Origin of the sequence: Bradyrhizobium sp. 139 (assembly GCF_023074175.1) — a bacterium.
Taxonomy (GTDB): Bacteria; Pseudomonadota; Alphaproteobacteria; order Rhizobiales; family Xanthobacteraceae; genus Bradyrhizobium.
The window spans coordinates 1-7,281 of record NZ_JADPKS010000044.1; the positions used below are offsets into that span (position 1 = coordinate 1).

Below are 7,281 nucleotides of genomic sequence, written 5' to 3' on the forward strand. Positions count from 1 at the left end.
GGGACTGGCGGGCAAGAGAGTAGGTTTCGAGCTCGGCTGCTGGAATCTCGCGCCGGCCGATGTAAGTGCGCTCCAGGAGCGCCTTCCGGAAATGAAGGTGGTCGATGCCTCACGTCTTGTCTCATCGGTGATGGCGGTGAAGAATGAGCTCGAAATCAAGGCCATTCGTGATGCGATGGCCATGACGGACGTAGCGGTGCGCGCGTTTCAGCAGTCACTGCGGGACGGTATCACTGAAATGGAAATGGCTGCGGCCGTCCAGGGTGAGGTGAGAAAAGCAGGCGGCGACGAAGTCAGGCTGGTCTCAATCGGGTTCGGTGAAAGAGCGAAGCTCCCCCACACGAAACTAACGCGCCACCCAATCAGGAACAACGAGCCTGCGATGGTGGAAGTCGGCGGAATAAAGCAAGGATACGCCGGGGCGCTGGTCCGCGGCGCGGTGCTTGGCCGGCATCCTGAGGCCGAAACTTTGCACGCCTTGGCAGAGGAGGCCCTTGAAGCCGCCATCGCCGCGATCAAGCCAGGTGTGACGGCCGGAGAAGTGGACGCCGCTGCACGCAAGGTGATTGAGCGATCTGTGCGACCACAGGCCCTTAATCATCGGGTTGGATACCAAACCGGCGCGCCCTGGGGCGAACGTGGCAACATCAGCCTGGAGCCTGGCGCAACCGACATCCTTGAGACGAGCATGACCGTTCACATGCCCGTCATTCTCCTCGGGAAAGACGATTACCTGTTTGGCTGCAGTGAGACCGTCCTGGTGACAGAACGTGGTGCAGAGATCCTCAGCCGTACACCGCATACGCTCTATCGCGCGTAGCGACCAAGCGAATCTTGACAGTACCAATTGGCGGGCGCCTACGCGCCCGCCTTTTTCGGAGCGGCTCGTCCAACACGGAATGATATACGTGGATGGGCGAGGTCCGGCTCAGATGGCGGAAGTGGTCTCGGAGCATGGGTCGAAGTGGCCATCCAAGACGCGGATCACTCCGACAGGTTCGACCACGCTCCCCGGCTTTTGTCGCGAGTTCGAGGAGGCGCGCCGTGAGGCTCAATAGGAACGTCGTGCCGTCAGCCCGCGGTCGCCAGAGGGAACCTGGAAGAACGAACATCACGCGGAGGGTGAAAGCGCATGAATTCGAATAAGTGTATTGCATTCGACGACGCTAGCATCTCGGACCTGAATTCCGCTTTCGACGGCGGCACGCTAACGTCGGAGAGGCTCGTGCGGCTGAGCCTCGCACGAGTCGGAGCATTCGACCGGCAGGGCCCGAAGCTGCGCGCAGTGATCACGCTCAACCCAGCAGCCGTCGAGACCGCGCGCGCCCTCGATGTAGAACGCAAGGCGAGCGGGCCGAGGTCGCGCCTGCACGGCATCCCGGTGGTGCTGAAGGACAACCACGATACCGCGGACCTGCCGACGACGGCAGGCAGCGTCTTCCTTGAAGGCTCGATCCCGAAGGAAGATGCCTTCGTGGTCGGCAAGCTGCGTACTGCGGGTGCCATCGTGCTGGCGAAGGTCACGCTCGGCGAGTTCAACACCGGCACCTTCAATTCGATATCGGGGCAACTGCTCAACCCGCACGACCTCGCGCGCTACCCCGGCGACTCGTCCGGCGGCACGGGCGTGGCCATCGCCGCGGGCTATGCGCCATTCGGCATGGGCACCGATACGGGCGGCTCCGTGCGGCTGCCCGCGGCCATGACCGGCGTCGTGGGGTTGAAGACGACGTACGGTCTGCTGGGCCGGACGGGCATCCTACCTTCGGCGCTGTCGCTCGACACCACCGGCGCGCTCGCGCGCAACGTGCAGGACGTGGCGATCTCGCTCGGGCTCATGACGGGGGTCGACCCACGCGACGACGCGACGAAGCAGAGCGTGGGCCGGGCCACCACCGACTATAGCGCGACGCTGAACGCCGATGCGCTCGGCGGCGCGCGCGTCGGCATCGTGCGCAATTCAATGGGCGCGGACCCGCAGTTCGACTGGGTGGTCGAGGCGGCGCTCGACACGATGGGCAAGGCCGGCGCGACGGTGATCGAGGTGCGGTATCCGCAGTGGCTGCTCGACGTCAAGGACGAGTTCTACGAGGTGATCAAGCTGCAAGAACAGCCGAACCACGTCGCTGCTTATCTTGCGACGCTCGCTCCCGCTTATCCGAAGAATTACCGCGAACTGGTGGATCGTGCCTTCGCCTTCAACGCGCCGCGCGAGGACGGCGCGGCACCCAATCCGCTACGCTGGGCAGCGTGGCGCCGCTACCTGCAGGAGGGCGGCAAGCTCGATGACCCGAACTACGTCGCCATCCGCGACCATGGGTTGCCCCTGATCCGCTCCAGCGTGCAAGGAATGTTCGACGCGAACCGGCTCGATACGCTGGTCTACCCGACGTATCCCAAGCGGCCGCACCTCGTGAAGGACCCGTGGCCAGACGAGGGCTTCGCGGCGTCGCTCACCTACGTTGCGAACTTCACGGGCTTCCCGGAGCTATGCGTGCCCGCTGGCTTTACTAGTTGGGGTTTTCCCGTGGGCCTGTCGTTCCTGGGCACAGCGTTCAGCGAAGCGAAGCTCCTCTCGATAGGCTATGCCTTCGAGCAAGTGAGTCGCGCCCGCAGACGCCCCGTGCATACGCCTGCGCTGAAGGACTCGTTCATCGAAATACCGGCAACGAAGTGAAGCGCATGAGCGCCGGCCGGACATCCGAAGGCAGCGCTCCCGAGCGGCGCCCCGCTTCAGATAGCAAGGGCATTGGATGTCGTCGCGCATGTTCGCGGTTCGTGGCTCGCGAATGCCTGCTGGCGCCTTGATCGCAACCAGATCACGAGCATCGAGCCTGCGATGGTGCAAGTCGGCGGAATAAAGCAGGATACGCCGGGGCGCTGGTCCGCGGCGCGGTGCTTGGCCGGCATCCTGAGGCCGAAACTTTGCACGCCTTGGCAGAGGAGGCCCTTGAAGCCGGCCATCGCCGCGATCAAGCCCGGTGTGACGGCGGGAGAAATGGACGCCGCGGCACCACAGGCCCTTAATCATCGGGTTGGATACCAAACCGGCGCCCCTTGGGCGAACATGGCAACATCAGCCTGGAGCTTGGCGCAACCGACCAACCGACATCCTTGAGACCAGCATGACCGTTCACATGCCAGTCACTCTGTTCGGGAAAAACAATTACCTGTTTGGCGCAGCGAGCGCTGTCCTGGAGACCTGGTGGCACGACGTGGTGCAGAGATCCTCAGCCGTACACCGCATACGCTCTATCGCGCGTAGTGACTAAGCACGATGTTTGGATGAAGCAATCAGCGAAAGGGCACACCGCCCGCTTTGTTCCTTATGGACTGCACGTCATAGCCAGCAGATGCGTCAATACCAGTGAGGTCTTCAGTTTGCGCTTTAAGATGCTGCCGATCGCATCTGCTCGTCGGCACACCTCATCCAAAGCCCCTCATCAATCTCGTCAGGAAATGGCTCGCAATTGCCGACTCACAACGGAAAAGCACCGAGAGTCAAATTCTCACAGTGACAACGTTCAAGTCAGATTATCAAGCTAAACCGTTCTCAAATTAGGTGCTCGAGCAACTTGCTGAAATCGTTGAGGTGCGACTCGCGGAATTAGATGGCAAGCGACAGCTGGCTTGGCGGTTAAGCTGACGAGGGCTTCAATAATCGAGACGCCGGCAACGCAGTTCCCGACGTCTCGCGCGTCGCACTCGTCAAACGTCAGGTATTTAGTAGCCCAGGTCTAGGTTAATCTCGCGCGTGAGCGACTTTCCCGCGGCAAACTCCTCCAGGTTCTGAGTGCCCCACCGAATATACCGCTCCAGAACACCATCCGAATTTGCAGCCTGGTCAACGGAGCCGATTACATTCGGAAGCTTCTGAACCTGCAGGCGCGGTACGTAGCCAGCTGGAAAAGCTCTCCCAAATTCGTATTTCGGCCAGACATCTGCGGCGTAGCCGCGCAAACGACCGGACGTAAGTGCCTCATGGAGGTGATTCTCTTGAACCAATTTCCCGCGGGCGATGTTGATCAGGAAGGCAGACGGCTTCATGGCAGCGATTTCAGCCTTCCCAAAAAATTGGGAAGTCTCGCCTGTATTGGGCGTAGCCAAAACGACGTAGTCACACTTCGCGAGCACTGAATGCAGCTCGTCCATTCCGTGCATTGAGTCCACGTACTCCACCGAGCGCTCCTTATTGCGGCGCACTCCGAGAACGTGCATATCGAAGCCCTTCGCAAACTTGGCAATGTGGGCCCCGATGCTTCCAACGCCGATGACACCGATTGTCCGGCCGCTCAGCATGGCCGATCGATGCTCATCTGCAAACAGAGGGAAGAGCTTGTGGTTCTCCGTCGCTGCTTGATGTTTGAAGATGGTCTTCTTCGCGAGGGCAAGCACGAACATCGTCGCCTGCTCGGCAACGGCAATCGCATTTGCGCCGCGAATATTTGCAACCTTGAATCCACGTTTTTTCGCCATCGAAAGTAATCCGATTTCGCTAAGGTCATCAACGCCACTGTGCAGCCAGCTCAACATCTTGAGCTTCTCTGCAATTTCCGGAATGCCCCTTGGTATAGTCCAGCCGATGAACGCATCGGCATCGGCGGCGTGGCGCTCTAAATCTGAGTAGGTGCTCTCAAACCGAGAATAATACTCGCCGTTTGGCGCCACAACTTCGGTGCCATGCGGCAACGCCTTTTGTATGGAATTGATCTCGCCTTCTGTCGCATGCCACAAGCAAAGGACCTTCATCGTACCGATTCTCCTGGGGTTCGGTTTAGAGTCATTCCTGTAGTCATGACCGGAAGGCACAATCCACGATCTGCCTCGCTTCAGTCCGGCTACTGTGATTGAATGTAGAGGCGGGACTACGTATGATAAATTCAAACTTAGCTACGCAAAGTTGGGGATTTGCTGAACTATGTCCATGCAGAAGCGCGCGCGGCCACCGTTGAACGAGGCAGATCTGCGGCTCCTGCATGTGTTCCGCACCATCGTTGAATGCGGCGGCTTTACCCGGCCGAGGTCGAGTTGAATATCTCGCGCGCGGCTATTAGCCAGCATATGGCCGACCTCGAAACGACTGGGCCTGCGCTTGTGCCGACGCGGCCGAGCGGGGTTCCTCCTCACCGACGAGGGAAGCGCAGTTTACGACGCAGTCCGTCGTTTTCTGTCCGCCGCAGAAAAGTTTCGCACCGAGATCACCGTCCACGTCCACTTGCGCGGCGAATTGAATATCGGCATTACCGACAACTTCATGGCTTCAAGACGCGGGGGTGTCACTAGAGCGCTGCGCCGTCTCAAGGAACAGGGGCCGGACGTGCGCGTGAATGTTCGTATGATACCATCCAATGAGATCGAACGAGGGGTACTGGATGGTCAGTTGCATATTGGTATAACGCCGGCTCGGCGTGTATTCCCGGTCTTGTCGAGAAGTTCCTAGATAACGTCGACTATTGCCTCTACTGTGCGGAGAATCATCCTTTTTATTCGGTTCCAGAGGCCAGCCTAACCAAAGAAGTGGTTGCTGCGGCCGATGCGGTTGTTCCCTCCAACTTTCCGGTGCCGGTATCGGAGCCGCTTCGGTTCACCGCTACTGCGGCTAACCGCGAGGCTACAGTTTTCCTGATCCTCACCGGTTGTTATCTCGGCTACCTGCCGGCCCGATATGCTCGTCATTGGATAGACGCCGGCACGGTCATGAAGGCTATACTACCCGAGTATTATACCGAAACCGTGGAATATAGGTCCATCACCTTGCGCACCGGTCCACCCAACCTGGTGCTTGAGACGTTTTGGAAACTGCTGCACCACAGCGATAGTCCCAGCTAATAGCTTCCAGGAAAAACCGCTAAGGCCGATCTAGGGGATGACCGGAGCGGATCCGGCGATGCGCGATAGCCGGGAGTTGGAAGTAGCCGGTACGAGCTCCCACGTCCGCGATGATCAGCGGGCGCGTGCGTAGGGGATCGGTATCCAATATTGGCGTAAGGCCTCGGCAGCCGCTGGGATATCGAGGCAGGCGTTACGCAGAAAGGCCTCCGTTTCGCGACCACTTCGCGGCGGCCCGTGCAGTGGACGGCCCGGATCATCGCGATGGGGCAGCAGCAGGCTGTGATTGACGTTGTTGTCCTCTAGCAGGCTGTTGAAGAGGTCAGTAGCGCAGCGTTTAGTATCGTGGTTCTCTAAGATCAGGATTTAAGTTGGGGGCAGGAGCAACAGGCCGTCCTTCTCGCTTTTAAGTTATGTGGACCTGGAGGCTTTGGTTCGCGTCGGCCACAATGCGGCGCTCGGCGACCTATCTAGGGAGTTAGGCAAGCACTAGTACGAGGTTCGCTCGTCCGTCGATCGCACCGGAGAAGTTGCTTCGGGCGACGTTCCTCCAAGCGCTTTACGACTTCGCTCGGACGCCATCTGATCGAACGGATGGAGTCGATCTTCTATTCCGTTGGTTCGTTGGGCTTCGGGTGGTTGATGCGGCTTGGGGCCATTCGACCTTCTCGAAGAACCACGACCGGCTGCTTGACGGCGGAGATTGTGGCCAAGTTCTTGAACGCGCTTTCGGCGCAAGCAAACGTCAAGCGTCTGTTATCGAGCGATCACCTCTCGGTAGATGGTATCCTGATTGAAGCCCGGGCTTCGATCAAGAGCTTCCGAAAGATTGGCAGCGAAAAAAACGAGGACGTTCCAGGATGCAATCCCGCGCGTAACTTCCACAAGAGAAGCGACCCAACGAGACCCATGCGAGCACGACGATCCCGAGGCGCGGCTCTACAACAAAGGTGACGGCCGGGCTAAGCTGAGCTGAGCTGTATGGACCATGCGCTGATGGAGAACCGCAATGGTTTAGTGGTTTTGGAAAGGGTGAGCCAAGCGACGGGCATCGCCGAACAGGAGAATGCGCTTGCCATGATCGACAGGAGCGGACGGAGCGGATCACTTAAGGGCGGATAAAGCCTATGATATCACGCCGTTCGTACACGCCCTGAGGGATAGATCGGTTACTCCGCATATCGCGATTGATTGACATATGAAGTGAGACTGGCACGCGGCGCAAGACGGCGATCGACGCGCGTACCACGTCACAGCGGCTAGTACGTCGGCCGACGTTGCCGCAAGCGCATCGAACGAGTCTTCGGCTAGATCAAGAGTCTCGCTGGCTTTGGCCAAGGTCAAGCTGCGAGGGAGCTATGCAGGAAAGTGGGTGATGACGGAATGAGATAGGCGGCGTATCGAGGCGGGTGTCGAGCCTGCCAGAACCTCTCAAGGAGAGCGATACGCCAT

At 59.3% G+C, this 7,281-nt stretch carries 3 protein-coding genes and 1 pseudogene; 3 read left to right on the top strand and 1 reads right to left on the bottom strand.

Annotated elements, in window-relative coordinates; translation table 11 throughout:
- On the top strand, positions 1–820 hold an 820-nt coding region (locus IVA80_RS10940; protein ID WP_247429035.1), incomplete at its 5' end, for a Xaa-Pro peptidase family protein.
- A 312-nt stretch (positions 821–1,132) separates the two neighbouring features.
- Entirely contained in the window at positions 1,133–2,677 is a 1,545-nt protein-coding gene (locus tag IVA80_RS10945; RefSeq protein ID WP_247429037.1) for an amidase family protein, read from the top strand.
- 1,046 nt (positions 2,678–3,723) lie between these two features.
- Here IVA80_RS10945 and IVA80_RS10950 read toward each other — a convergent pair.
- Positions 3,724–4,749: an NAD(P)-dependent oxidoreductase gene (locus IVA80_RS10950; RefSeq protein ID WP_247429039.1), complete on the bottom strand. Its 1,026-nt coding sequence runs from the start codon at positions 4,747–4,749 to the stop codon at positions 3,724–3,726.
- A gap of 1,495 nt (positions 4,750–6,244) precedes the next feature.
- Between IVA80_RS10950 and IVA80_RS10955 the strand changes: the two are divergent.
- A pseudogene (locus tag IVA80_RS10955) lies at positions 6,245–7,137 on the top strand (transposase); the annotation flags it as partial.
- Positions 7,138–7,281: the final 144 nt, after the last annotated feature.

Excerpts from the sequence above, each read along its gene's own strand:
- IVA80_RS10945 (WP_247429037.1), top strand. The coding sequence starts at position 1,133 with ATGAATTCGAATAAGTGTATTGCATTCGACGACGCTAGCATCTCGGAC.
- IVA80_RS10950 (WP_247429039.1), bottom strand. The coding sequence starts at position 4,749 with ATGAAGGTCCTTTGCTTGTGGCATGCGACAGAAGGCGAGATCAATTCC.